This is a genomic window from Psychrobacter sp. UBA3068 (genome assembly GCF_002366815.1).
GTDB lineage: Bacteria > Pseudomonadota > Gammaproteobacteria > Pseudomonadales > Moraxellaceae > Psychrobacter > Psychrobacter namhaensis.
The window spans coordinates 1-26474 of record NZ_DFBY01000017.1 but is presented as its reverse complement, the minus strand read 5'-3'; the positions used below and the strand labels follow the sequence as shown (position 1 = coordinate 26474).

The 26474-nt window shown below is 44.6% G+C and carries 26 protein-coding genes; 12 read left to right on the top strand and 14 right to left on the bottom strand.

The window, feature by feature from the left end:
* Positions 1-315 precede the first annotated feature (315 nt).
* A complete protein-coding gene (ftsY, locus tag B2P60_RS12335) occupies positions 316-1722 on the top strand; it encodes a signal recognition particle-docking protein FtsY (RefSeq protein ID WP_404672036.1) in 1407 nt (468 codons plus the stop codon).
* A gap of 61 nt (positions 1723-1783) precedes the next feature.
* Entirely contained in the window at positions 1784-2383 is a 600-nt protein-coding gene (locus B2P60_RS03955) for a methylated-DNA--[protein]-cysteine S-methyltransferase (RefSeq protein ID WP_286739555.1), read from the top strand.
* A 175-nt stretch (positions 2384-2558) separates the two neighbouring features.
* On the opposite strand, the gene B2P60_RS03950 is transcribed toward B2P60_RS03955, so the two are convergent.
* Entirely contained in the window at positions 2559-3308 is a 750-nt protein-coding gene (locus B2P60_RS03950; RefSeq protein WP_230708342.1) for a YebC/PmpR family DNA-binding transcriptional regulator, read from the bottom strand.
* A gap of 315 nt (positions 3309-3623) precedes the next feature.
* Between B2P60_RS03950 and B2P60_RS03945 the strand changes: the two genes are divergently transcribed.
* Complete coding sequence (locus tag B2P60_RS03945) at positions 3624-4454, top strand: ion transporter (protein ID WP_193006917.1); 831 nt, start codon at positions 3624-3626, stop codon at positions 4452-4454.
* A gap of 38 nt (positions 4455-4492) precedes the next feature.
* Here the strand turns inward: B2P60_RS03945 and B2P60_RS03940 are convergent, their stop codons facing one another.
* A complete protein-coding gene (locus B2P60_RS03940) occupies positions 4493-5794 on the bottom strand; it encodes an ABC1 kinase family protein (protein WP_286739552.1) in 1302 nt (433 codons plus the stop codon).
* A 189-nt stretch (positions 5795-5983) separates the two neighbouring features.
* Positions 5984-6520 (bottom strand): type II 3-dehydroquinate dehydratase, encoded by a 537-nt coding sequence (gene aroQ / locus B2P60_RS03935; protein ID WP_286739551.1) that lies wholly within the window; start codon positions 6518-6520, stop codon positions 5984-5986.
* Positions 6521-7059: 539 nt separating this feature from the next.
* Here aroQ and B2P60_RS03930 point away from each other — a divergent pair.
* Entirely contained in the window at positions 7060-7275 is a 216-nt protein-coding gene (locus B2P60_RS03930) for a cold-shock protein (protein ID WP_057760416.1), read from the top strand.
* A 264-nt stretch (positions 7276-7539) separates the two neighbouring features.
* Positions 7540-8694 (top strand): DEAD/DEAH box helicase, encoded by a 1155-nt coding sequence (locus tag B2P60_RS03925; protein ID WP_198333710.1) that lies wholly within the window; start codon positions 7540-7542, stop codon positions 8692-8694.
* Between the two features lie 114 nt (positions 8695-8808).
* Here the strand turns inward: B2P60_RS03925 and B2P60_RS03920 are convergent, their stop codons facing one another.
* The 8 genes from B2P60_RS03920 to ilvA all read right to left on the bottom strand — a co-directional run bounded on the left by B2P60_RS03920 (position 8809) and on the right by ilvA (position 15693).
* Positions 8809-9663, bottom strand: a complete 855-nt coding sequence (locus B2P60_RS03920) for a sulfite exporter TauE/SafE family protein (RefSeq protein WP_193006913.1) — start codon at positions 9661-9663, stop codon at positions 8809-8811.
* A gap of 100 nt (positions 9664-9763) precedes the next feature.
* Positions 9764-10051, bottom strand: coding sequence for a cbb3-type cytochrome oxidase assembly protein CcoS (gene ccoS, locus B2P60_RS03915; RefSeq protein WP_230708341.1), 288 nt, complete (start codon positions 10049-10051; stop codon positions 9764-9766).
* 124 nt (positions 10052-10175) lie between these two features.
* The gene (locus B2P60_RS03910; RefSeq protein ID WP_230708340.1) at positions 10176-10949 is read right to left on the bottom strand and encodes a YdcF family protein; all 774 of its coding nucleotides are present in this window, start codon (positions 10947-10949) and stop codon (positions 10176-10178) included.
* Positions 10939-12087: a UDP-N-acetylmuramate dehydrogenase gene (gene murB / locus B2P60_RS03905; protein ID WP_286739545.1), complete on the bottom strand. Its 1149-nt coding sequence runs from the start codon at positions 12085-12087 to the stop codon at positions 10939-10941. Before murB ends, B2P60_RS03910 begins: the two co-directional genes overlap by 11 nt.
* 82 nt (positions 12088-12169) lie before the next feature.
* On the bottom strand, positions 12170-12667 hold the full coding sequence (locus B2P60_RS03900; RefSeq protein ID WP_198333707.1) for a low molecular weight protein-tyrosine-phosphatase: 498 nt from the start codon (positions 12665-12667) through the stop codon (positions 12170-12172).
* A gap of 331 nt (positions 12668-12998) precedes the next feature.
* Positions 12999-13421: an RNA-binding S4 domain-containing protein gene (locus B2P60_RS03895; protein ID WP_198333706.1), complete on the bottom strand. Its 423-nt coding sequence runs from the start codon at positions 13419-13421 to the stop codon at positions 12999-13001.
* Between the two features lie 218 nt (positions 13422-13639).
* Entirely contained in the window at positions 13640-14020 is a 381-nt protein-coding gene (locus tag B2P60_RS03890; protein WP_198333705.1) for an excalibur calcium-binding domain-containing protein, read from the bottom strand.
* Positions 14021-14139: 119 nt separating this feature from the next.
* Positions 14140-15693 carry a threonine ammonia-lyase, biosynthetic gene (gene ilvA / locus B2P60_RS03885; RefSeq protein WP_193006907.1) on the bottom strand — a complete coding sequence of 518 codons (1554 nt, stop codon included), beginning with the start codon at positions 15691-15693 and terminating at the stop codon, positions 14140-14142.
* A gap of 223 nt (positions 15694-15916) precedes the next feature.
* Between ilvA and B2P60_RS03880 the strand changes: the two genes are divergently transcribed.
* The 5 genes from B2P60_RS03880 (at position 15917) to rpiA (ending at position 19714) form a co-directional block, all read left to right on the top strand.
* Positions 15917-16291, top strand: a complete 375-nt coding sequence (locus tag B2P60_RS03880) for an ArsR/SmtB family transcription factor (RefSeq protein WP_198333704.1) — start codon at positions 15917-15919, stop codon at positions 16289-16291.
* Between the two features lie 40 nt (positions 16292-16331).
* Positions 16332-16739, top strand: a complete 408-nt coding sequence (arsC, locus tag B2P60_RS03875; RefSeq protein ID WP_193007009.1) for an arsenate reductase (glutaredoxin) — start codon at positions 16332-16334, stop codon at positions 16737-16739.
* On the top strand, positions 16726-17466 hold the full coding sequence (gene arsH / locus B2P60_RS03870; protein ID WP_286739539.1) for an arsenical resistance protein ArsH: 741 nt from the start codon (positions 16726-16728) through the stop codon (positions 17464-17466). The genes arsC and arsH overlap by 14 nt, the downstream gene beginning before the upstream one ends.
* Positions 17467-17519: 53 nt before the next feature.
* Positions 17520-18830: an arsenic transporter gene (locus B2P60_RS03865; protein WP_286739537.1), complete on the top strand. Its 1311-nt coding sequence runs from the start codon at positions 17520-17522 to the stop codon at positions 18828-18830.
* Between the two features lie 224 nt (positions 18831-19054).
* On the top strand, positions 19055-19714 hold the full coding sequence (gene rpiA / locus B2P60_RS03860; protein ID WP_286739556.1) for a ribose-5-phosphate isomerase RpiA: 660 nt from the start codon (positions 19055-19057) through the stop codon (positions 19712-19714).
* Between the two features lie 124 nt (positions 19715-19838).
* On the opposite strand, the gene argF is transcribed toward rpiA, so the two are convergent.
* From argF to dnaB, 3 genes are all read right to left on the bottom strand, one after another.
* Positions 19839-20762 (bottom strand): ornithine carbamoyltransferase, encoded by a 924-nt coding sequence (gene argF / locus B2P60_RS03855; RefSeq protein ID WP_193006902.1) that lies wholly within the window; start codon positions 20760-20762, stop codon positions 19839-19841.
* Positions 20763-20948: 186 nt separating this feature from the next.
* Complete coding sequence (alr, locus tag B2P60_RS03850) at positions 20949-22058, bottom strand: alanine racemase (protein ID WP_198333703.1); 1110 nt, start codon at positions 22056-22058, stop codon at positions 20949-20951.
* A gap of 147 nt (positions 22059-22205) precedes the next feature.
* Complete coding sequence (dnaB, locus tag B2P60_RS03845) at positions 22206-23609, bottom strand: replicative DNA helicase (protein ID WP_193006900.1); 1404 nt, start codon at positions 23607-23609, stop codon at positions 22206-22208.
* Between the two features lie 291 nt (positions 23610-23900).
* Here dnaB and pdxA point away from each other — a divergent pair, with 291 nt between their 5' ends.
* Complete coding sequence (pdxA, locus tag B2P60_RS03840) at positions 23901-25016, top strand: 4-hydroxythreonine-4-phosphate dehydrogenase PdxA (RefSeq protein ID WP_286739534.1); 1116 nt, start codon at positions 23901-23903, stop codon at positions 25014-25016.
* A gap of 287 nt (positions 25017-25303) precedes the next feature.
* Entirely contained in the window at positions 25304-26200 is an 897-nt protein-coding gene (gene blaRTG, locus B2P60_RS03835) for an RTG family carbenicillin-hydrolyzing class A beta-lactamase (protein WP_286739532.1), read from the top strand.
* Positions 26201-26474: the final 274 nt, after the last annotated feature.

Sequence of the window (26474 nt, the reverse complement as noted above, 5' to 3'; positions counted from 1 at the left end):
CTAGGCGAAATTCAGCGCCACCCTAATGTAGGGTGGCGTCCTCTTTCGCGGTTTTGGTAGGGTAGGCGAAGTTAGGCGAGTAGAAGGTCAGAGTTTTGTGTCAAAACCTTAAGGCAAACTTTCTTAAACCCCTGTATCGCCTTTTAAACTTGTAAATTTTGATGATAGTCTATGATGGTAAGGGCTGAGCCCCACTCTAACTATGGTAAACTAAGCCAAAAATAAATGGTCATATAGTTGGCAAGTACGTCACGGTATATCAAACCATTGCCAATAAACAAATAATTAACGAGTGATAACTTTTAGGGCACGCTTATGAATAACCCCAATAATAGCAATCGTGTGGTCATCAATCTTGACGATGGTCTTGATGACTTGGATGACGATGATATTACCTTACCCAGTCTGCCGGCGCAATCTGTGCCTATCATCGATGAGACTGAGAAAGTTGAATCAAAGCAGGTACCCCATACTGAGAGTGACAAGCCAAAAAAAGACAGTACAGCAAATCCAAACAACGCAAACCATGAAGAAGAAAATGTCGCTTTGGCCACGCCAATTGTGATGACAGAAGAGCACCATGTTCCTAAAGGTGCTTCTGAAAGTTTTTCAACTGCCAAAGAAAAAGTGGCTGCCACTAAGACGAATACTGCGTCGACCGTCCCAACCATGCCATTGCAAGAGCAGTTGGGTGATAGCCCAAGTGTCAGTCCTGTTAGCAGCAGCGCGCCAAAAGTAAATCAGCAACAAGCAACCACCGAATTGCAAGAGACGCAAGGGAGTGAGAAAAAAGGCAGCTGGTTTAATCGTATGAAGACGGGACTGAGTAAGTCACGTAAGAATTTGGCCGAAGGTATGGTCAGTATCCTCATCGGTGGCAAAGAGATCGATGATGAGCTGTTAGAGGAAGTTGAAGATCAGTTGCTGGTTGCTGATATTGGTGTCAATGCGACCAACCGTATCATTAAGAGTCTGACCGAGCAGACCGCCCGTGGTGATTTGATTTATGCCCATTCATTGTACAAGGCTTTACAAAGTGAGCTGGTCGATATCTTAACGCCAAAAGTTGCGCCTCTGCTCATTGATGCCAGTAAAAAGCCTTTTGTAATCTTGGTGGTGGGCGTCAATGGTGTGGGCAAAACCACAACGATTGGTAAGCTTGCTAAGCGTTTGCAGGGTGAGGGTAAGTCAGTCATGCTGGCGGCCGGTGATACGTTTCGAGCAGCAGCCACTGAGCAGCTACAGATTTGGGGGGAGCGCAATGACATTCCAGTGGTGGCACAAGGTCATGGTTCTGATAGTGCCTCTGTCATCTTTGATGCGATGCAATCGGCCAAAGCAAAAAATATCGATGTGCTCATAGCGGATACCGCTGGACGTTTGCAAAACAAGACTCATTTAATGGCTGAGCTGGAAAAAGTAGTACGCGTCATGCGTAAAGCAGATCCAAGCGCACCGCATGAAGGTATGATTGTGCTCGATGCTGGCACGGGACAAAATGCCATTAACCAAGTAGAATTGTTTAATAAAGTGGTACCATTGACCGGTATTACTATCACTAAACTAGATGGCACTGCTAAAGGTGGTGTGGTCTTTAATATTGCCGAAACGACTGACGTGCCTATTCGCTATATTGGCGTTGGCGAGTCCATTGATGATTTGCGTGCCTTTAGTCCAAAACAGTTTGTAGCCGCCCTGTTTGAGACAGACGATAAAGAATAATTAAAAGCCTGTCAGCAACCAGACAGTATGAGAGGACAGATAGTATGAAAGGAGTCAGCATATGATTATTACCAGTATTGAACTGTCCGATGTCGTTTATGATGACTTGTCATCTCCTAACGCCGCTTTATTGTTGGCAAGCCACACGATAGACAATACCACAAAGCTTGTTTGGTGTAATTGGCTAGAAATAGATGAGCATTGGCAAGACAAAATTACACTGAATGCACTGGCGAAGCACTATAAGTTTGATAGTAATCATGTGGCGTTTGTAGCGGCAGAGGCATTAGACGCTAGCAATAGTGAACAGCAATTACTGTTGACGTGTATCCATCAGATACAGCAGTATATACAAGGCCTGCGCTGTGATTTTGACTTGCCCATAGATATAAGTTTGGGAACGGACTTTCAGCGAAGAGTCTGGCACGCCCTACAAGGTATTGGTTTTGGCCAGACCATCAGTTATGCCACGCTTGCTCAGCGTGTTGGTAGTCCCAAAGGCTTTCGCGCTGTAGCACAGGCCAATAGTAAAAACCCCTTTAGCGTTATTATTCCTTGTCACCGGGTCATTAGTAGTGATGGGAAGCTTGGCGGCTATACCGGAGGACTGGACAAGAAAGAGTATTTGCTAGCGCTTGAAGGCGCAGAGTACAGACCCTAGTCTAAAAGACAGTGACTCTAAAGAGCGAGCAGGAAGCGCTTGGCGGATTATTGCTAAAGAGTTTGTCTGTGCTTGATGCTGATATTGATGCGCTGGCATGTCTGGCGGCGCTAGCACATAAAAAAGACCAAACGCTGAAAATGTTTGGTCTTTTCCGTTTGAATAACTCAAAAAATTACTGTTCGAGCTGAGCCATCACGTCAGACGAGAAGTTTACATTGCTATAAACCTCTTGTACATCGTCAATATCCTCTAGCATGTCAATCATTTTCATGACTTTTTCGGCATCATCAACATTGTCTATTTCAGCCGTGGTTGATGGCGACATGGTCACTTCAGCATTGTCAGAAACAAGGCCTGCAGCGTTCAGAGCATCTTTGACTTGACCAAAATTTTCCCATTCAGTAATGACAAGTAAGCTTTCGCCATCGTTTTCGATATCAAGAGCGCCTGCATCTAGTGCTACCAACATGACTTCATCTTCTAGGCTCACATCGTTAAAGGTGATTTCACCGCGCTTATTGAATAAATAAGCAACCGAGCCTGAGGTACCAAGGTTACCGTCGTACTTCGTAAAGGCATGACGCACTTCGCTGACGGTGCGATTGACATTGTCGGTCATGGTTTCGACCAGTACGGCGACGCCTCCGATACCGTAGCCTTCGTAGCTGATCTCATCCATGTTTTCAGTATCGCCGCCACCTGTACCGCGATCGACTGCCCGATTGATCGTGTCTCGGGTCATATTGACTGACAGTGCTTTTTCAATGACGGCACGTAAGCGTGGGTTTTTATCCGGATCAGGATCACCTTGCTTGGCAGCAGAAACAATTTCACGAATAATCTTGGTAAATACTTTGCCTTTTACCGCATCTTGACGGGCTTTACGGTGTTTAATATTTGCCCATTTTGAATGGCCTGCCATATAACATCCTTAATTTTTGCGTACTATTTTATGCTTAAAAAAACGTTAATAACACTCTTTAGTGCCTGTGCAGGTATTTTTATAATATGATTACTCTGTCTCATCAAGGTAATAGAGCTACCCACACGTTAACGATTTGTATGTTGTTGAGAGTGCTTTTTTGCTACACTGTGGCAACTTATAGATTGTTTTTACTGTCATAAGTGAGCAATATTATAAACCAGTTTGGTGTATTTTAACTAACTTGTCCTTATCCATCACATTTTAAGTCATTGGATGCTATCAAGCCATTGATTTTATAAAGTTACCGACTCTATGAAGCAACCCAATACTGAAGCCATCACACACTTGCGTAACCGTATTCATATCATTATTGAAGGTACAGACACCCGTTTGGGTAAGCTCTTTGATATTGTGTTATTGATTGCGATTTTGACCAGCGTTGGTGTGGTCATGCTAGATAGCGTGTTGTTTGTGCGTTTGCAGTATGGAACGATATTTTTTTATGCAGAATGGTTTTTTACTATTTTGTTTACGCTTGAGTATTTGTTAAGGTTGTTTTCAGCGCCCAATCGCTTCCGTTATGTTTTTAGTTTTTTTGGTGTCGTAGATCTGCTATCTATATTACCCAGTTATTTAAGCCTTATATTTGGCGGCGTGCAGTATCTTATTGTCATACGTATTCTGCGTCTCTTACGAGTGTTTCGAGTACTAAAGCTCAAAGCTTACATGCAGCAAGCCGGTTTTTTAGCGTCTGCCCTGAGAACCAGCCAGCAAAAGATAACCGTGTTTTTCTTATCGCTGGTACTTTTAGTGACTATTTATGGCTCAATCGTCTATGTGGTGGAGGGGCCTGAAAACGGCTTTACCAGTATTCCAATTTCTATTTATTGGGCGGTTGTGACTTTGACCACCGTAGGCTATGGAGATATTTCACCAAAAACGCCGCTAGGGCAAGCCATTGCAACGATGGTCATGATTACAGGTTATGCAGTCATCGCGGTACCAACAGGAATTTTTACCTCAGAGTTGACGCGTAATATGCGCCCCCAGCTTAACCCAGTCACTTGTCCAAACTGTGGTAAGTTTGGTCATGCAGTGGGAGCGGAGTTTTGTGATCGCTGTGGACATGCCTTACACGTCTAATAGCATAGACAGCCACTTTTCTGCATAGCTGCCTATTTTTACACGTCAATATATTCATCAACCAGAGGAGATAGGTCAATCTCAACGCCCAGATTGACCAAATTCCAGTATTGTCCTGATATGGTGCGATCTAGCATCATGGTGGTTGCAGAAGGCTGAAACTGACCAAAATATTTTAAAGATGTGCGCATTTGTGCAATGACTTCATGATGTATTTGACTACGACCAAAATCAAAAGCACCGTCTTGATAGGGTTTAATAGACAGTGGTTTTAGACCAATGGATAGCCATTTTTCATAAAATTCCCCCGGTATATTTTTATCATCATCACGGCGAATATCTAGGGCAATTAGGTCTTGCTCAAGCGCGGTCACATCGCCTTTGATGGCGTGCTTTGCAAAACGACGAAACAATTGAACTTCGCTATCACTGTAACTACGTATACCACCGAAATCATAAGCGACTACGCTGCCATCCTTGCGAAAGGCAAAATTACCGGGATGGGGGTCACAGTGCATACGGTACAAGCCAAACAGCTGTCCTGCGGTAAAATGAAACAAGCGCTTGGCTATTTTTTGCTTGATATCATTGTCCCACGTCGCCGCAACTGACAGCGGCTCTCCCATCTCCTCTGTGAGTGTTAAAACCCGCTTAGAAGAGTGGCTGCTGACAACTTTTGGAATGACAAGCCTTTCGTCCTCTGCATGAAAAGCACCAAACACGCGTAAGTTGTGCGCTTCTTTAATATAGTCGAGCTCATCGTGTAAACTTTGGCGAATTTCGTTAAACAGTTGCGCTTGCAACTGTTTGCTCATGTTAAGTACACCAGCGATTTTCAAAGCCATACGCACTTGTTTAAGGTCACTATCACAGTTTTCATCGACATCGGGGTACTGGACTTTTACCACTACTTTTTGTCCAGTTAGTAACACAGCTTTATGCACTTGCCCAATAGAAGCGGCGGCAAATGGGGTTTCTTCAAACTCGCTGAACAACTCTGCCACAGGCGCTTTCAGCTCACGTTCGATTTGCGCACGTATCTGCGTGTATGGCATGGGCGGCGCATCTTTTTGTAGCTTTTCTAACGCCGTTGCGACTTCAGGTGGAAACACATCTTTATATTGCGAGGCAATTTGTCCCACTTTCATCACAGCCCCTTTCATCTCACCTAGTGTCTCGGCTATCTGAACACCTACATCTTGCATCAGCTCAGAGCGCGCTTGTAAGCGTTTTTCTTCGTCACTTGAGAGATGCTTAAATGAGTTTTTAGCTGCTTTGCCGGCAATACTTGCTGTCATGCCAGCGAGTTTCATGAAGCGCTTTCCAGACGTTTTTGCCATTCATATCACCATATAAGGGGGAGGTTATTTGCTCAGCTGTAATTTTAGTATTTTATTCAAACGATTGCTGTTTAACTAATGTGCTGTTTTTATCTGCAACTCACTATAGCTTATGCCTTTTTCTATTGTTTCTCACTCGTGCTTAAAAATAATGTTCAAAACCATTAGCCAAAAAAGCACCGTCTAAGGTTAGTCCTCAAGCGTTATAGAATAGAGATTGTCCAGCCAATACGTCAATGCCATTTGATACCCTAAATGTCCCAAACCACAAATCACCCCGACAGCAACATCGCTTAAATAAGAGTGCTGACGAAAAGACTCACGCGCATGAACATTGGATAAATGTACTTCTATAAAGGGTTTTTGTGTCGCCAAAAGGGCATCGCGTAGAGCAACCGAGGTATGAGTGAAAGCGGCAGGATTAATAATAATGGCATCTACTTGCGCTGCCTTATCCGCGAGCAGTCCATGATGTTGGATTTCATCAACCAGCTTGCCTTCATGATTTGACTGCACGCAGATCAACTCAATGCCATACTGTGCAGCCCGTGCTATTAGACGCTTTTCAATGTCTGCCAATGTGGTATGACCATAGATGTCCGGCTCACGTTTACCCAGTAAATTTAGATTGACGCCATTCACCAGCAACAGCTTGTGTGTGAGTGTTTTATCAATGTTTTCATTGGCAGGTTTTACGGGTGATGGGGACGGAGAAGGGGACGTCATAATGGTCTCTACAGTTATTAAACGATAGGGGTGGTTTATCATTTGTGGCAAGGGCGACGCGCTATAGAAAAAGTCACGGTACTATCTAACCGAGCTAACCGAGTTAACTATTTGAGCTAACTGAGCTAACTACCTGAGCTGTCTCATCGAGCCATCTAATCGAATTTATCCCTTTATGATAACAGCTTGCTGGATAGGTTATAAAAAAATTACATGAAAAATCAACCTAAGGGCAAAAAACGATGTTAAAACTCTTTATGTTGCTAAAAACCCGTGCTATGATATTTTTTACGTAATAGTTATTACATGTTTGTTACTATTACTATGGCAAGCTAATAGAAAAGACACTTACTATGGCAAGCTAATAGAAAAGACACTGATTGATTTGTAAAAACAGTTCTCTACTATAAACGCGCTGTGTCAGTGATGGTTATTAAGGTAGTACTCTTAAGTTTTTGATTTCATAATCTTAGATCCCGTTTATATGCAATGTTGCAAAGGAATTTGGGACTAAGCGGACTTTTTTAGGAAGTAATATTATGTCAGCTCGTGAGCAAGGTATCGTTAAGTGGTTTAATGACTCAAAAGGTTTTGGTTTCATTCAACGTGATAGCGGAGAAGATATTTTCGTCCATTTCCGTGCGATTCAAGGTGATGGCTATCGCTCTTTAAAAGATGGCGAAAAAGTTGAGTTCAGCGTAGTAGAGGGCGATAAAGGCCTGCAAGCTGAAGAAGTCAGAAAAATAGAAGAGTAAGCTATCTAGGCATTAGAGCGGTTTAGCTACAATGTCTGTATACACTCCTGATATACTACTGAGTCAAGCCCGTCTTATCTTACCTATGTTGGATATAAACCAGCATGTTTGGTAGGATCAGATGTTAGGCTTGGCTTTTTTTATGCTCATGGATTTGCTAGCGGTATACAGATTTTATACCGCTGCCGCTGTTCTAAGGCTGGCTTCTCAAACATCTATTCACGATTAATAACGATCAAACAGCTAATTTAAAAGGAAATTTTTTTGAGTAATTTTACGACGTTTACTGATTTGCCATTGTCAGAACCGACCTTACGGGGTGTAAATGATCTGGGTTTTACTGAATTGACCCCTATTCAAGCACAAATACTACCCCATACATTGGCAAATCAAGACGCTATCGGCCAAGCACAAACAGGTACTGGTAAGACAGCAACGTTTTTACTGACGATTATGGAAGCTTTACTTAAGCGTCCTTTTACCGCTGATGAAGCGCGGTATTTAGGTGAGCCACGTGCCGTGGTTATGGCCCCCACCCGTGAGCTTGCCCAACAGATCTTTGATGACTGTGTGGCACTGACCAAATATACCTCCTTACATAGCGTCTGTATCATGGGTGGTACCAATTATGAAACACAGCAGCATGAGCTTGAGCGCCAATATGTCGATATTTTAGTGGCGACACCAGGTCGTCTGATTGATCTTGCCAATAAAGGTATGGTCTATCTAGATCGAGTAGAAGTACTGGTGCTGGATGAAGCTGATCGCATGCTTGATATGGGTTTTATTCCAGACATCAAGCGCTTGGTAGGCCGAATGCCAGCCAATACCGATCGCCAAAGTCTCCTGTTTTCTGCCACCTTTAACCAAGATGTGATGAATCTGGCCTACCGCTGGTTACATGAGCCACAGTTTGTCGAAATTGAGCCTGAGCATAAAACCAGTGATTTGGTGGACCAACACTTTTACTTATTAACAGAAGACCAAAAATTAGCAGCCTTAGAGCGTATTATTAGTGATACCGCCGTGGAGAAAGTAATAGTCTTTGCCAATCGTAAGGATCAAGTAAAGCGGCTTTATCACAAGCTACGTCAAGCCCACAAGATTGTTATGCTATCAGGTGATGTTATTCAACAAAAACGTGAAAAATACTTACAGCGTTTTAAAGATGGTCATGCCTCTATCTTGGTAGCGACAGATGTAGCCGGTCGCGGCATTCATGTCGATGATATCAGTCATGTGGTTAATTACACCTTGCCTGATCAGCCAGATGATTACGTACACCGTATCGGCCGTACGGGCCGTGCTGGGCAGACTGGTATTAGCATTAGTTTCGTTAGTGAAGACGATGCTTTTAATGTGCCTGCGTTAGAGAAACATTTAGATACCAAGTTTACGCTTGAGCAGTGGCAGGAGTAGTTGCTGTAAACTGAATATTACTTTACAAAAAAGCGCTTCATATTCAAAACTGTATGAAGCGCTTTTTTTAACTTTGCCAGAAGAGAAAAGGCTTATGAAGAGCGTGCATAAAAGTTATTGGGAATGATGCATGGAGGCTGGGCTATCGTTCATATCATGCATGCTATGATCCATCTTTGGTGTTATATTGTGACTCATTTGGCTCATATCATGAGAGGGTGCAGTATCTGCGTCAGACACCATAGCAGAATGGCTGCTATGCTCCATCTGAGCATGGCCACCGCTGTGTCCGCCATGCATACTAGACATTGCTATGGGCACAAATACAACCGCCAAACCAGACAGCACCATCACCGAGCCGTTAAGCTGCCTGAGGCGAAAACGTCCAATTTTGTCCCGTAACCAGCCCACAGTTTCATGCGTGGCAACCAACATCGGCACTGTGCCGAGGCCAAAGACAAACATGAGCGCCGCCCCACTTAATGGGTTATGAGCGACCACGGCGATAAGTAATGCGCCATAAACCAAACCACAAGGCAAAAATCCCCACAATAAGCCCGCCGTTAAGGCGCGTGGGAATGTGTTTAGTGGAAATACTTTTTGCCGAAGGGGACTAAGATATTGCCAAAAGCGCATACCAAAACGCTCAAGCTTATTTAAAAATGGTGCGCCAAGCATAGTCATGCCGACAAACACCAACACCAACCCCAACAAAATGCGCGGTGTGCTGTTGCCTTTCATTAACGGTTCTAGCACAGTGATGCCAATAAGCCCTGCGATTAAGCCCAAAAATGCGTAACTGGTCAAACGGCCTAAATGATAAGTCATAACAAGCGCACGGCGCTTGGCTGGACTGACGTCTTTCATCGACAAGCCAAATGCTGTCACAAGACCACCGCACATTCCTAAACAATGGGGCGAACCAAAAAAACCCATCAATAATGCCGCAACGAGTAAAGCTGTGGTCATAGGGCGCGTCTCCTAAAAAAGCGAACCTTGTTATATCGTTCACACTTCATAAAAAGTATTGTCAGAAAATTAAACCCGGTCAGTTAACTCAAGGTTAGGTTTATGAGTTTTTATCTATACTAGAATGACTGCCGGCTTCTGTGTCAGTATGGGTCACTGTCAGACTAGGTTTGTCATGTACAGATGTACGGTCAGTCGGCGGAGTGGGGCTGGATGACTCGTGAGCTTGCATGGTTTGCCGACGCTCTTGACGGTCATCCAAAATAATACGCTGTGATGCATTGTCTAAATCTTCAAATTGGTTTGACTTTACCGCGTACCTTACTGCCCAAATGGCAACCACAAAAAGCATGAGACTCAATGGGATTAATAAAAATATACTGAGCATGGTCACTCTCTTAAATAGCAATTTCTTTTATTATTATACACCCATTGCAATTGTAATAACGGCTTGTACGAAAAAACTAAGCCAACAGAAAATGGTAAAACACCCTTTAAAGTGACATTGAATCCTATTCGTCAGGTGTTTTTGGTACATTGCCTCTTGGGGTCAACAACTGCTGTGTCGTCATGTCTTTGGCATGACGACAGTCTACCTGCGGACGTATCACATCACGCAAATAGGCGGCGATTTCATAAACGGCCCGTCGTGAATGACTTAAGTTTTGCGCAGGTTTCATCCAGTCACGGTTAACGGGTAGGGGGGCATTAAGCGGTGTGCTATTGATACCGTTTAAGGCAAACTGTCGGCGGGCACGCGCCATGTGGTAGCTATCGGTAATAAGATAAACGTGATGCAGCGGAATACGTTTGGCGGTAAAACGTGCATTTTCACAGGTATTCATGCTGGCGTTTTCGCTGATTAGGCCATCGATACCATGCTCGATCAGCCATTGACCTAACCACGGCGCTTCGGCACCGCTCAGTACAATAGGCAATGGTAAGTCGTGATATGCGCTAGCAGCAGTACGAGCGCGATTGAGACTATAGGGATTGAGGATGGTTTGATTGTTACGATCATTGGTGAGCCCCCCACCTAAGACCACGTAGGCGGTAGGCGGTGAATGCTTTGCTATGGCGGGCACTTTAGGTAAAGGCAAAAGGGTGAATACATAAACAATAACTTGAGAAAATAGCGGTGTGAATAAACTGATGAGTACTAAAATGACAGCCGTTGAGCCAAGCAAAAAAGTCACATTAATAATGCGAAATAGCTTCATCATACGCTCAGCTGACCGCAAATAATAACGCCACAGCCGCTTAGAACGTGATTGTTTAGACCACATACTCATGATGTCCAATGGAGCCGTCAGAGTTTACCCAAACTGGCTCACGCGATAACTGAATGGCAAACTTTTCATAGACGACATTGACAATGTGTTGTTGAGCATTTGCAACGTCCTCTTGGGTGGCTTGATACGGAGTGTGATTGGTAAGTACCAGTGCTTGCTGCTGATGGGTAAGAATTGGCGCGATACCGTGCCCTTTTAAACCCGCTTGTTCAATGAGCCAGCCTGCGGCCACTTTTATCATGGCATTAGGCATGGGGTAGCCAACGATAGCAGGATACGTGGCTTGTAAAGTAGTAAATTGATCTTGAGTAATGATAGGGTTTTGAAAAAAACTGCCGCAATTTGCAAGTTGCTTGGGGTCAGGCAGTTTTTGTTGACGAATATCTATGATGGCTTGCATGACATCGTCAGGAATTGCCTGTTTGCGACCATGTTGCTCAGCATAACGCTCGGCCACTGTTTGTACATCCCCATAACTGGCTAATATTTTTTTTGCATTGGTGTGTAGTCTAAAGCCCACACAGCTAATTAACCATGTATTAGGCGCACGTTTAAAGATACTGTCGCGATAGCCAAACTGGCAGTCTGCTGCTGTTAAATGATGCCATGTCTTAGTCGGCAAGTGATAGGCGCGTACATACTGTAAACAGTCTTCTAGCTGCACGCCATAAGCACCGATATTTTGTACAGGTGCAGCCCCAGTGAGACCTGGTATCAGTGCAAGATTTTCTAGACCGTACCAGCCTTGATTGACAGTGTACACAACCAAGTCATGCCAGTTTTCGCCCGCCATCACTTCAATATCGACGTAGCTATCTGTTTTGGCAATTAGGTTAATGCCACGCATTTTTGGCTGCAAGACAACTGCCTGTAACTGTGCTGGCAACAGTACGTTGCTACCACCAGACAGTACAAATAATGGTTTATTTTGCTTGGCACTGTCTGCATATTTTGCCATAAAAGTGTCAAGCTGCGCCTCAGTCGTTAATGTGACAACAGTATCGGCGACACAGGCTAAGGCCATGGTGTTATGACGTGATAAATCAATTGAATCATTGATTGATACACTGGCTGGAAAGTCAGCTGTTTGAGCAGATTGAGTACTCAGATCAAGGCGTAAGGTTGAGGTCATAACATAGCCTATATAGCAAATGATGCGGTGTTTATTATAAAGAATGCGATACACAAAAGTAGCAGAAATATAGACTGTAGCGCTAACAAGCTTTCCAACTTTCAATCCAAGCTTGGGCGCTTGACTCAATACGCTCGATCACTTCTTCAAAATCATCGCTATCACCTTTATAAGGATCTGGCACATCGTCGCCACTATACGTTGGGTCTTCTTCGCTGAATAAAGCGAGCTTGGCTAAATGATCTTCTGTATCTGCCAAGCTATCCTTGATGGCTTGTAAATCGGCTAAATTTTGAGCATCCATCGCCAATATCAAATCAAACTCACGAAAGTCATCCGTGCTTACTTGGCGAGCGACTAACTTATTAATCTTATAGCCGTGTGATTTTGCATGGCGCTGAGCACGTTCATCGGGCGCATGACCAATATGCCAGTCGCCTGTCCCTGCTGAGTCTACTTTAATGGATAAGCCAGCAATCGCTGCTTGCTGACGAAAAACCTCCTCAGCAGTGGGCGATCGGCAAATATTCCCTAAGCAAACCAATAATACAGAGGAGGGCGTACAGGTTTTCATTAGCATAATATAACCTTTTATAACAAAAAAACATGCCATAAAGAACCAGCACCATTATGCGGCTTTTATTAGCATGCCATTGATTCACTAAAACAGTCGCCAGCGTAACGGTTAATGCCTTGAATAACAAGGGCAGAGGCTGAACAATATGGTCATGCAAGAGACGCATTGTGACCACATTCAGAGCGCTGTCAAACTGTTACGTTTGATACAGATGTTTTAGCTTGTGTTTCGTAAACGTGACCATGGTGACAAAAATGATAGCCGCCGCACTGTGTGGTTTTTGCAGTATTATAACGATATATCATGAATAGAGCGATATAGTGCTTTTACTATTTTAGTCTTGTTTACTTTTAAAGCGTTGCAGATCACGGCGCTCTTTTTTATTGGGTTTGTTATCGGGCCGGGCAAGATTGGCAAGTTTACGCTGCTCAGCATAATAAGCGCGGCGCACTTCGCTCTCTTCGGTCTCTGAGTACAACACTTGGGCAGCAGCGGCATTACCGCGTTGTGCCGTTAGCGCTTCGACAACCACGGTCTTTTCAGTCATAGCAGTAGCTGAGCCTTGACGAATGGTCAACTCATCTCCGACTGAAATCTCTTTACTGGTTTTGACACGGCTACCGCCATAATGCACTCGGCCACTCTCGATCGCTTGTTTGGCAAGCGTACGCGTCCGGTAAAAACGTGCGGCCCACAGCCACTTATCAAGACGAATCTTGGCTAAGGCTTGGTTTTTATCATCAATATTATTTTTCATAACAGCGACTCTATACTAATTTCCATATTTATTTAAAACGAGATGGTCTTAATAAGATTAGGGCAAATTTAGTATTTGCAAATAGGTTTTTTGTTATTCGTTGCAGTGAGCATCGGTGATTTGCATTAGTGATGGTGAGAAGCCGTAATTTTTACAGCTATCGTTGTTATAAATGGGAGGGGTAGGCACCGCGTTCGCAGTGTCTGCCTGATACAAAGTTAGTTACACCACTGTTGTTCACATGGCACGCCGTCATGATTACCATCCATCTTTGTATTAGGACAGTGATTACTAAAGTAAGTGGCTTCTGCGCACGAGGTCATTTGCGAGCAATGCTGTCTGCCATCACAAGAAAAGCTTGGTGCTGCTGACTTTGTACTCATTACTGGCTTTACTACCGAGGTTGATGCGGTTTCTATATCAGTATCAATGTACGTGGGTGGTATGTCATCAAAGTCAGTAGAGGTAGAGACAGAAACAGGGGAGGTCTCAGTCGCAACATCAATGGTAGAAATATTCGTGGGGCTTTTAGGTTGAAGGGTTCTATAGCCTACCAACGCCAAAATCAGCAACATGACGATCATCAATGTGTTTTTCATAACTGCCCCATGCCAATGAATAAACGCTCATCGCTAACCGTCATTACCCATCCATCAGTGGCAGTTTTTTAATTGATTAAAAAGCTGCCATGATCGACGATCCTTGATACGTATTTTATCTACTTCAAAAACAGCTGATAGCCGATGTTGTCATTGAGCATGGTGCAGTCATAGCCAATGTCGAGTAGCGCGTCTTGTAATTGACGAGAATTGCCTTCAGAGGCTTGCAAGCCAACTAACACACGACCTTCAGCAGCGCCATGATTGCGATAATGGAACAAGGTGATATTAAAATCGTCGCCCAATTTTTCTAAGAAGGTGAGCAGGGCGCCTGGACGCTCTGGGAACACCACTTTTAATAACTGCTCGTTTTCGATATGAGCATGCCCGCCAATCAAATGACGAATATGCGATTTTGCGATGTCATCATCCGTTAAGTCATGGGCCTCATAGCCATCAGCTGCCAATTGCGTACTAATCGTTTGGCGTTCTTTTTCGCCTTCTTTTAAGGCAATACCGACAAAGATTGCTGCTGGCTCCATAGAGTCAGGTGATTTTTTACTATCAGCACGATAGTTAAATTCCGTGATGTTACGACCATGTAGGCTGCGGCAGAAGTTTAAGAAAGCGCCAGTCTGTTCAGGAATAGTCACACCAAAGATGGCTTCTTTTTTCTCACCAATTTCGGTACGCTCTGCGATATAACGCAAACGGTCAAAGTTCATATTGGCACCGCAGACGATGCCAACACAGTTTTTGCCTTGCAGATTATGCGCTTTGATGTATTTTTTCATGCCAGCTACTGATAATGCACCGGCAGGTTCAACGATACTACGATTTTCTTCAAAGATATCTTTGACGGCAGCACAAACTTCATCATTGGTACAAGTGACGACTTCAGGTTCGACCACAGGGCCTGATTTGTCGCTTTTTTGCGTACGCACCACATCAAAAGGCAATTCACCAATCTGAGCCACTGCCACACCATCTACGAACAATCCAACTTGCTCGAGTTTGACCCGCTCACCAGTCTCAAGCGCTGCCTTTAAACAGGCGGATTGGTCAGCTTCTACGGCAATGACTTTGACATGGGGGGCAACTTCTCCCAAGAACGCCGCGACACCTGAGATCAGGCCACCACCGCCAACCGCAACGAAAACATAGTCCATGCTGCGCCACTGCTGGGTGAGCTCCAGTCCAATAGTGCCTTGTCCGGCAATGACCAATTCATCATCATACGGCGGGATAAAGGTGAGTCCCTCGCGTTCAGCACGGTCAATCGCGTAACGGTTGGCTTGATCAAAGCTATCACCATGCAAATCGACGTTACCACCTAATGCTCTAACCGCATCTACTTTGATGTCAGGTGTGGTGGTTGGCATGACAATGATATTGTTGAGTGATAACTGGCGGGCAGAGTAGGCAACACCTTGCGCGTGATTGCCAGCTGACGCGCAAATCACCCCACGCGCTTTTTGCTCATCGCTCAGTTGGCTAATACGGTTATAAGCACCGCGCAATTTAAAGGATTTGACGGGCTGTAAGTCTTCCCGTTTGAAGCGAATGTCATTGGCAAAACGTTGGGTCAGCTTGGGTGCCGCTTCAAGTGGTGTTTGAATAGCAACGTCATAGACGGTGGCTTGCAGTATGGCTCGTACCCAGTGTGACAGCATAGTAATTCCTAAACAAAACGTAGATGAATGTAAAAAGTATAAGTGAATATAAATAATGAAATAGATTAGCCTATGCTGATTTTGATTGTCTTGCAAGACACAATTGCAGTTTTTGCAGCAATTTGATGGCTTGACGTCTATTAATTGAGGCCACGAAGGGCTGACACAGCTTTTTTTACCTAAAAAACTTGAATCATATTAATATGTCTGTATTATTGGACATATGGAAATAACTACTGCTATCGCAAGCTTTGCTGCGCTCTCTCAAGACACTCGTTTACAAGCTTTCAGGCTACTTGTCAGTCAAGAACCTGAGGGGCTGCCTGCGGGTGAAATAGCTCGGCAGCTATCCGTGCCGCACAATACGATGTCAGCGCACCTGTCGGTGTTGGCAAGAGCAGGATGGGTGGTCTCAAAAAGGCACAGTCGTCAGATAATCTATCGTGCTTCGTTGTCACACATGGAGGCGGTTGTTCAGTTTTTACTACAAGATTGCTGTGCAGGACACCCAGAATTGTGTGCGTCGCTTCTGGATAGTTTGAGTGGATGCGAGGCAGTTCAAGCAGAGAGCCAAAATAATGATGAGTACATACCCTAACAAACGTAACGGTCAAATAGATGAGAGTGCCATGAAAACATTGAACCCATTGATTTTTCACAATCCTAATTGCGGTACGTCCCGTAATACTTTGGCTATTATGAAAGCGTCAGGTGAAGAGCCAGAAGTGGTGGAATATCTTAACACCCCACCAACACGTGACTACTTGGTTGAGCTATTGGCAAAAATGAAAATCTCTCCAAGAGAGCTTCTAAGAAGCAAAGAGCCGATCAATAATGAGCTGGGTCTGGACAATTCCAATGTCTCTGATGATGACATTATCGATGCAATGATTGCCCATCCTATTTTAATCAATCGTCCTATTGTCGTCACCGATAAGGGAGCAGCATTATGCCGACCTTCAGAGCGAGTGTTTGCGTTGCTAGAAAATCCAGTGAGTAGTTTTACGAAAGAGGACGGTGAGGTGGTTTATCATGACAAAGGCTAATACAGGGCAGGTGAGCCTAGATGACTTGCCCAATATTGACCCAAACAACATACAACCCATTGATGTTGAGTCTTTAATTGGTATGGACGATCCACGCCATCCGCCCAAAATACTAGTGTTGTATGGATCTCTACGCACACGCTCTTTTTCTAAATTGGCAGCCGAAGAGGCGAGTCGTTTACTGCGCTGGTATGGCTGTGAGGTCAAAATGTTTGACCCATCAGGCTTGCCGCTACCTGACTCAGTAGATGCAGAGCATCCCAAAGTACAAGAGCTGCGAGAGCTGGCACAGTGGTCAGAAGGCATGCTTTGGGTAAGTCCAGAACGCCACGGTAGTATGACCAGTATCATGAAAGCGCAAATTGATTGGATTCCGCTGTCACTTGGTGGCGTGCGCCCGACCCAAGGTAAAACGCTTGCTGTGATGCAAGTGAGTGGTGGCAGTCAAAGCTTTAACACGGTTAATCAGCTACGTATTCTTGGTCGTTGGATGCGCATGATTACCATACCGAACCAATCCTCTATCCCAAAAGCCTTTTTAGAGTTTACCGAGGACAACCGTATGGATATGTCCCCGTTATATCTGCGTCTTGTTGATGTTTGCGAGGAGTTAGTGAAGTTTACTTGGCTTACGCGTGGACGCTCAGCCTATCTAACGGACCGCTATTCAGAACGTGTAGAAAGTGCCGAGGCAGTCTCGCAGCGGGTGAATCAAAAGTCACTTTAATCTCATTACTACCTTCGTTGTACTCACCTGAATCTGCTTAATAAGGCGGTTTAATGCTCGCATTCACTATTTTTATCGTCACGTTGGTTTTAGTGATCTGGCAGCCTAAAGGATTGGGCATTGGCTGGAGTGCACTTGGCGGGGCATTGGTCGCCTTGGCTTTTGGTGTCGTGCAGCTGTCTGATGTAGGGATCGTTTGGGATATTGTCTGGGACGCAACTTTTACCTTTGTAGCGCTGATCATTATCTCGCTTATCTTAGATAAGGCGGGTTTTTTTGGTTGGGCAGCATTGCATGTAGCAAGGCTTGGCAATGGACAAGGGCGCTTGCTATTTCCTATGATTGTGATTTTAGGCGCATTTATATCGGCATTTTTTGCCAATGATGGGGCAGCGTTACTACTAACGCCTATTGTTATTGCCATTTTGCTGCGACTGAAGTTTTCGCCGCCCTCTGCTTTGGCTTTTATCATAGCCACGGGCTTTATTGCCGATACGGCCAGCCTGCCGTTAGTGACGTCTAATTTGGTCAATATCGTTAGTGCCAACTATTTCGATATTGGCTTTGGGCGTTATGCAGCAGTTATGGTGCCAGTTAACATCGTGTCTGTGATAGCAACGCTAGCGGTACTATGGGTTGTCTATTCTCGTCATATTCCAACACATTACTCCATCACCAATCTGAGCGCGCCTGCTTCTGCTATCGAAGATCCCTTAGTATTTAAGGCCGCTTTTCCACTGCTCGCACTGTTGCTGATCGCTTACTTTGCGACTGAGTCGTTAGGTCTGCCTATTTCTCTAGTCACAGGCGCCGCCGCGTTGTTACTCCTAGCAATTGCAAGTCGCTTTTGGCAAGGCGGTCGCGGGGCAGTTGTTTCTGTACGCAATGTCGTCCGTAACGCGCCTTGGCAAATCGTACTGTTTTCCATCGGTATGTATTTGGTTGTTTATGGCTTGGGCAATGCAGGACTAACCAGTTATGGTGCCCAAATTTTGACTTGGTTGGGGCAGCAGGGCGCGGTTACAGCAACGTTAGGTACGGGGTTCTTATCGGCTATTGTGGCTTCTGTCATGAATAACATGCCAGCAACGTTAGTAGGTGCACTGGCTATTGATAGCGCGCAAGTGCCTGCTGCAACTCGAGAGCTGATGATTTATGCCAATGTGATTGGTAATGATTTGGGGCCAAAATTCACACCCATTGGTAGTCTGGCGACGTTATTGTGGTTACATGTATTGGCAGAAAAAGACTATAAAATTAGCTGGGGCCAGTATATGAAAATTGGACTGCTTATCACGCCGCCAGTATTATTTGCAACGCTGTTGGCTTTGGTGTTTTGGTTGCCTTATCTGTCTAGTATCTAAAATAGGTTTTAAACTAATTTTTCTTGCTTGCGGTTCGCAGGCGTGACAGAGGCTGCGAAAACCTTATCTCATGAGCATTCTGTGTTGGTGTTAAACAGAATAGATAATATTAGAAAAGGGATTCGCTGACATTCAGTAAAGTCATCGGTTATAATAGCCGCGCATTTTACCGCTTTTAGCCTTTTATTTTTAAAACAGTACGTTTATTTTACCAAGGATTTATGATGAGTGATCAGCAAGCACAAAAGCAAGCCGCCGCCAAAGCTGCTTTAAGCTATATCGAAGATGACATGATACTTGGCGTAGGAACGGGTAGTACGGTCAACTGTTTGATAGAGCTGTTGCCGACACTAAAGCTTGCTGGAGCCGTTGCAAGCTCGCAGGTGACGGAAGATAGATTACGTGCACTTGGTATCGAGATAGTAGATTTGAACTTTGCCGGTACGCTTGATGTTTATATTGACGGCGCTGATGAAGTCAACGCGAATCTCCAACTGATAAAGGGCGGCGGCGGCGCGCTCACTCGTGAAAAAATCGTGGCCGCGGCATCCAATAAGTTTGTGTGCATGGTGGATGCCAGTAAAAGCGTTGAGACATTAGGACGCGCGTTCCCAGTACCGATAGAAGTGCTACCGCAGGCGCGTTCTTACGTAGCACGCCAGTTGGCTAGTTTGGGCGGTGAACCAGTGTACCGTGAAGACTTTGTCACTGATTATGGTAATGTGATTCTTGATACTTATGACCTGGATGTTAGTGATCCGATAGCGCTTGAAAAAACCCTTAATAATATCGTCGGCGTCGTCTGTAATGGTATTTTTGCGGCCAATCAAGCAGATGTACTGCTCAAGGCTAGCAGTAACGGGGTAGAGACATTCACCCGTTAATTAGTCATTAATGGTTGTATAAAAAGTAAAAAGGCAGATCACGATAAATGTGGTCTGCCTTTTTTCTGTTTTTCTGTTTTTCTGTATTGTGATTGAGAAATGGCTTTTAATGATAGCTATTGGTTTAGGTAGACAGCTTAATTTTGTCTTTTAGTAAAAACTCCATCAGGGCTTTTTGTGCGTGTAAGCGGTTTTCTGCCTCGTCCCACACCACTGACCGTGGGTCATCTAGCATATCGTGAGAGATTTCCTCGCCGCGATGCGCAGGCAAGCAGTGCATAAACACCACTTCAGGGTCGGCTTTGTCCAGCAATGACGGTGTTACTTGATAAGGCGCAAAACGGCGTGCGCGGGTATTCTGTTCAGATTCTTGCCCCATACTGGCCCATACATCAGTGACGATTAAGTTAGAGTCTTTTGCTGCATCTTGGACGTTTTCTACCAGGCTTACGCAATGAGAGAAACGTTCCATCAGTTTTGGGTCTGGCTCAAAGCCATAAGGCGCGGCCACACGTAGCTCAAAGCCAAATTGATTGGCCGCCTGCATAAAGGATGAGCACATGTTGTTGCCGTCACCGACCCACGTTACGATTTTGTTTTCGATACTACCGCGATGCTCATAGTAAGTCTGCATATCAGCAAGCAGCTGGCAAGGATGAAACTCATCCGTCAGGGCGTTAATAATAGGGACACTGGAGTATTCTGCAAAGGTTTCCACTTTTTCATGGCCAAAGGTGCGAATCATGATGATATCGACCATGCTTGAGATCACGCGTGCTGAGTCTTCTAATGGCTCGCCGCGTCCAAGCTGGGTATCATTTGGCGATAAAAAGATCGCACTACCGCCAAATTGTCCCATACCCGTTTCAAAAGAAATACGCGTGCGGGTAGAAGATTTTTCAAAAATCATACCAAGCGTACGACCAACAAAGGGCTGATATATCTCGCCCGCGTGTTGCATCTTACGTAATTCGCTGGCACGTTTGATAAGGGTTTCTAGTTCTTGTTTGGTTAAATCAGATAGGGTCAAAAAATGGCGCAAACTCATAGTAATCCTAGCAGTCGATCGCAGTCAATGAAACGTTATCAGTCTTCAATAGCATCGCGTCAGTGCGTATACTGGGGTGACAACAAACTTTTAGTATAGCGCAATTACTTCCAATGTAAACGTCCAATTTGCTATGAGTGATAAGCCACTTAAGCGAACAGTAAGTTCATCGTTGTCTGATGATGATTATGCTTGTACACGCTTTGGCCGTATGCTTAGGCGGCATAGCAGCTCATAACTGATAGTATGGGCATGTGCTGCAACCTCATCGACGTGCGGGGCGTCGCCCCAAAGGATGACCTTGCTATCTAATAAGGACGTGTTGTCTGGTACTGCGCTGACATCAATGACAATCATATCCATCGCCACACGCCCAAGCACAGCGCACGGGTAGCTTCGGTTATTCGTACTATCAATAACAGACACATAAGCATCCTCACTAACCACACGAGGATAGCCGTCTCCATAGCCAATACTCACTAAGGCTGTTTCGGTGTCTTTTTGTGCGATCCAGCGACTACCATAGCCGATAGCGTCGTTCGCACTGACCGTTTGTAGAGCAATAATCTGTGCGCTAAAACTCATGGCTGGTTGTAAGTCTAATTCCTGCGCGCTTTTATCAATGACAGGGGCGCTACCATACAAAATAATACCGGGACGTACCCAATCATAATGATGATCTGAGAAGTTTACCACGCCAGCTGAGTTGCACAACGAGCCCTTAACGTCGTTGCTAACGGTTTCTTTTAACGTCGCTAACATATCTTTAAAACGCTGAATTTGCACTGCATTTAGTGGGTGATTTCGGTCATCAGCGTTGGCAAAATGGGTGGTTAAAATCAGTTGGTAGCCTGCCGCATGCAGGTGTTTAGCAGCGGCAATCACGCCTTCAGCATTGAAGCCTAAGCGGTTCATACCAGTATTGTATTTTAGCCAAACCACACGAGTTGCGCTTGCAGCTGGTGGAACGTTGTCCAGTGCCCACTCCAATTGTGGCACATGGTGAATCACGCAACTCACCTCATGATCAATGGCCTGCTGCCACTCATCAGCCGTAAATGCCCCTTCTACCAAACCAATCGTTTTGTCCCATCCCAACTGTCTGGCTTCTAATGCTTCTATCAAAGTAGCGACACCGATACCATCTGCTTGCGTTAACGCTGGTAGTACGGCTGCCACCCCGTGACCATAAGCATTGGACTTCACCATAGCAAGGACTTTGGAGTGTGGCGCCCGTTTTTTAACTTGATTGAGGTTGTGAGTGATGGCTATTGGTTTGATAGTAATGGTACGCATAATTGGCTTCTTTATTAGCAAAATTATAGATGAAGGTATAAAGCCAGTGACGCATCAATCAGGCTGAGGCATCACTGGCTATTGTTATTACTCACTGTTTAGGGGTGTTAGTGGCTTATGGTTGCGCGTTTCTTTTTATTTAGACAGTTACTCATCATTCTCGAAACTAACCCCTTGATAATACTCTGGCGTTAAATTAATAAAGCGGGTAAATTGTCCTTCAAAGCCCAATCGTATGGTGCCAATAGGGCCGTTACGCTGTTTACCAATAATGATTTCAGCCACACCTTTATGGTCTGAGTTTTCATTGTAAACCTCATCGCGATAGATGAACATAATCAAATCGGCGTCCTGCTCAATGGCCCCAGATTCACGTAAATCTGACATAATAGGTCGCTTATTGGGACGGTTTTCTAGACTACGGTTAAGCTGGGATAGAGCAATCACTGGACATTCAAGCTCACGTGCCAGCGCTTTTAAGCTACGAGAAATCTCAGAAATTTCGCCAACACGGTTGCCATCTAAGCTTGGTACTTTCATTAATTGGAGGTAATCGACTACGATAGCACCCAAACGCCCGTCATGGTTTTTGGCAATACGGCGACAGCGTGAACGCATCTCAGACGGTGGCAGTGCCGTGCTATCATCAATGTATAAGTGTTTAGATTGCAAATGCTGAATGGCATTCATCATTTTTGCCCATTCATCTTCGTTCATTTGCCCAGAGCGTAGGTGTGTTTGGTTAATCGCGCCCCACGATGATAGTAAACGCATGACGATAGACTCAGCAGGCATCTCCATCGAAAACACCACGACTGGCAAGTCTTCATTAAATAAGATACCTTCTGCTAAGTTCATCGCAAAAGTGGTTTTACCCATAGAAGGACGGGCCGCCACAATAATTAAATCACCCGCTTGTAGACCTTGTGTCTTGTTATTTAGCTCAGCGAAGGGCGTTTGCAAACCAATCATACCGTCAGGATTAGACTTTAACTCTTGGATTTTGTCGATGACATTGGTCAAGACTGAAGTGATTCCAACAGGCCCACGCTGCTCAGCTCGTTTATTATGTTGCTCATTAATGCTAAATATCTTACCCTCGACATTGTCTAAAATGTCGCTGACGGTTTGGTCTTTTGGATTATAGGCGAGCGACAACATCTCGTTCCCAGTGGTAATCAGCTGGCGCAGAGTCGATAGTTCACGGACACGCTGGGCATAAGCGGTGAGGTTGAATAATGTCGCCGGGCTTTGGCTCAAAATATCCGCCAAATAACTGTCACCGCCTGCGCTTTTAAGCAATTTTTGTGCTTCTAACCAATCATGAACCATGACCGTATCATAAGGCTCATTGACCGCGGCTAGATGCGCAATGGCGTCAAAAATATATTGGTGCCGCCCCGCATAAAAGTCATCTTTGGTGACGATGTCTGCAATCTTATCGTATGCCTCCTCGATACTCATCAAAGACGCGAGCAATGCCTTTTCGATATCGATATTGTGCGGCGGTGTTTGATTGAGTAAGTCGTCGGTTTTTTCGGTGTCTGCCATGAGTGCCCAATGTTTGAAAAGTCGATATAAAAAATTATTTGTTATACGAATGTATTTTGGTGATGATACAGCACAATAACCGCGTCAGACTGCTACGATAGAAGTATCACAGCATGGTCTTAATGCTTGCGAGTAAATGCTACAATCAGAAGCGAAATTCTACCACACTATGACTGTTCTGATGATTATGATGACAAAATTATCTGGTGCTAAAGTCGTCAGACAATGGCTCAAAACGACAGCTTTGATAAAAATATTATGACTAAAAACACAATAAAATCGGTGCCTTAGATGAAAAAAAACGAGATTTCTATACAAGAAAAACAGCCGCTGCTACTGACCACGGGTGAACCTGCGGGCATTGGCATGGATGTTGTGCTGCTACTGGCGGCGGAGAATAAGTTACAAGATTTTCAGCGTCCAATTTGGGTAACGGCAGATGCTACCGCTATGCAAACACGCGCAGATGAGCTTATGGCAACAGGTGCCCTCAAACGCTGCCCCACTTGGCAAACCATTAATATAGATACTGATGATGTAAACACTGAGCATTTAACGAAGCAGGTAACACAACAGAATGCGGATGCCGACCATGCTTTTATTCTACTGAACATTCCTTGTGCAGCGCCCGTATCTTGTGGGCAAATCAACATCAGTAACTCAGCGATGGTAGCAAAGCAGCTAGAGATTGCTCATACACTAGCCACCAATAAGACAGCGGCGGCTATCGTCACAGGTCCATTGCAAAAATCAGCGTTAATAGAAGCCGGTACTAAGCTGTTAGATGGCACGATGTTCAGTGGTCATACCGAGTTTTTTATGCAACAAAGTGGCTGTGAAAAAGTGGTGATGATGCTCGCCAATCAAGCCATGAAAGTCGCGCTTGTGACCACTCATTTGCCACTCAAAGACGTACCTGCGGCCATCACTTCTGACAATGTGCGACAAACGGTACAAATCGTCGTTGATGATATGCGTGAAAAGTTTGGCTTAATGCAGCCGCGTATTTTGGTCTGTGGTCTCAATCCGCATGCGGGCGAGGGCGGCCATCTTGGCGTCGAGGAAATTGATATTATCAACCCAGTACTCAAAGAGTTTATCAAGGCTGGCGTAGATATTTCAGAGGCGATGCCTGCTGACACTTTGTTTACTCCCAGACATTTGGCAAACTGCGATGCCGTCATTGCCATGTATCACGATCAGGGGTTACCCGTACTAAAGTCGCATGGTTTTGGCGATACGGTTAATTTAACGTTGGGGTTACCTTATATTCGCACCTCAGTCGATCACGGTACGGCCCTTGACTTGGCAGGACGGGGCGGCGCAAGTGCCACCAGCTTGTACCAAGCTCTCGTGATGGCAAATGAAATGGCAGACAGATCGGTTGTTAATAGACCTCTTGGATAAGTCGGTGGCTTAGCGAGATTGGTTCCGCAGTATTAGATAGCTCTAGTATCAGTAATGCCTATTCACAAATTATCAAACGTTACCTAATATAAGCGGTTTCATTATAAAGCTCTATTTTGAGTAGTCTATTAATAGGTTTGGAGGGTGAAATGGTTGCTTCCCTTGGGTTATACCCTAAAATCACTAATCTAGAGTAAGCTAAGTTAATCATGAATGAGATATAACTATGCTATTACATACACATCATATAATCTAAAAATTTGATCCAAAAGGAAAGTTAACTCATCATGAACGCACGTCAACACCAGGCTCATTTTTTTAGGGTAATCATTACTTTTTTATGTCTCACGCTGTCATTAAATGCTAATGCAACAAACTCAATACTCGAAGCGGTTACCAATGCTGAAACTGAATTGGGCGCTAGAATCGGTCTAGCTGTGCATGACTTGGAAACGGGAAAACGCTGGGAATATAAATCTAATGAACGTTTTCCTCTAAGTAGTACTTTTAAAACACTTGCCTGTGCAAACGTTCTTCAAAGAGTTGATTTGGGTAAAGAAAGAATGGATAGAGTTGTGAGATTCTCTGAGAGCAATCTTGTGACATACTCCCCTGTGACAGAAAAACACGTAGGCAAAAAAGGGATGTCCCTTGCCGCGCTGTGTCAGGCTACACTGTCAACCAGTGATAATTCAGCTGCCAATTTTATTCTACAAGCCATTGGAGGACCTAAGGCGCTAACGAGATTTTTGCGTTCCGTTGGTGATGATACGACGCGCCTTGATCGCTGGGAAACAGAACTCAACGAAGCGGTGCCTGGAGATAAACGAGACACGACAACACCAATTGCAATGGTGACGACACTTGAAAAGTTACTAGTTGGCGAAACGCTATCTATCAAATCTCGTCAACAACTAGTAGCTTGGCTTAAAGGTAATGAGGTTGGCGATGCACTGTTTCGTAAAGGCGTTCCAAATGACTGGATAGTCGCAGATAGAACAGGCGCTGGTGGTTATGGGACGCGTGCTATTACTGCGGTGATGTGGCCTCCAAATCGCAAGTCTATCGTAGCCGCTCTATACATTACAGAGACAGACGCCTCGTTTGAAGAAAGAAACGCTGTCATTGCGAAAATTGGTGAGCAAATAGCGAAGACAGTATTAATGGAGAATAGTCGTCACTGACTGATAGTTCCATACCTGTATAGCGAACCGATAATATGCAATGCAAAGTAGTGTGATTGCCTGTTCTTATAACCTCAAGCCTACCTTTATTTATATTACTTTAATATGACAAAAGTTAGATAAGAATATATTGAAATAAGTAACTATTAACAATAACCTAAAATGGTAACTTTATTTAGCAATCTACTTATCATACTAAGCCATGGGGCTTTTGTCAGTTTGACCCCTGCCGTCAAATCAGTACAACTAAACTTGGGAGATTTTAGTTACGCAG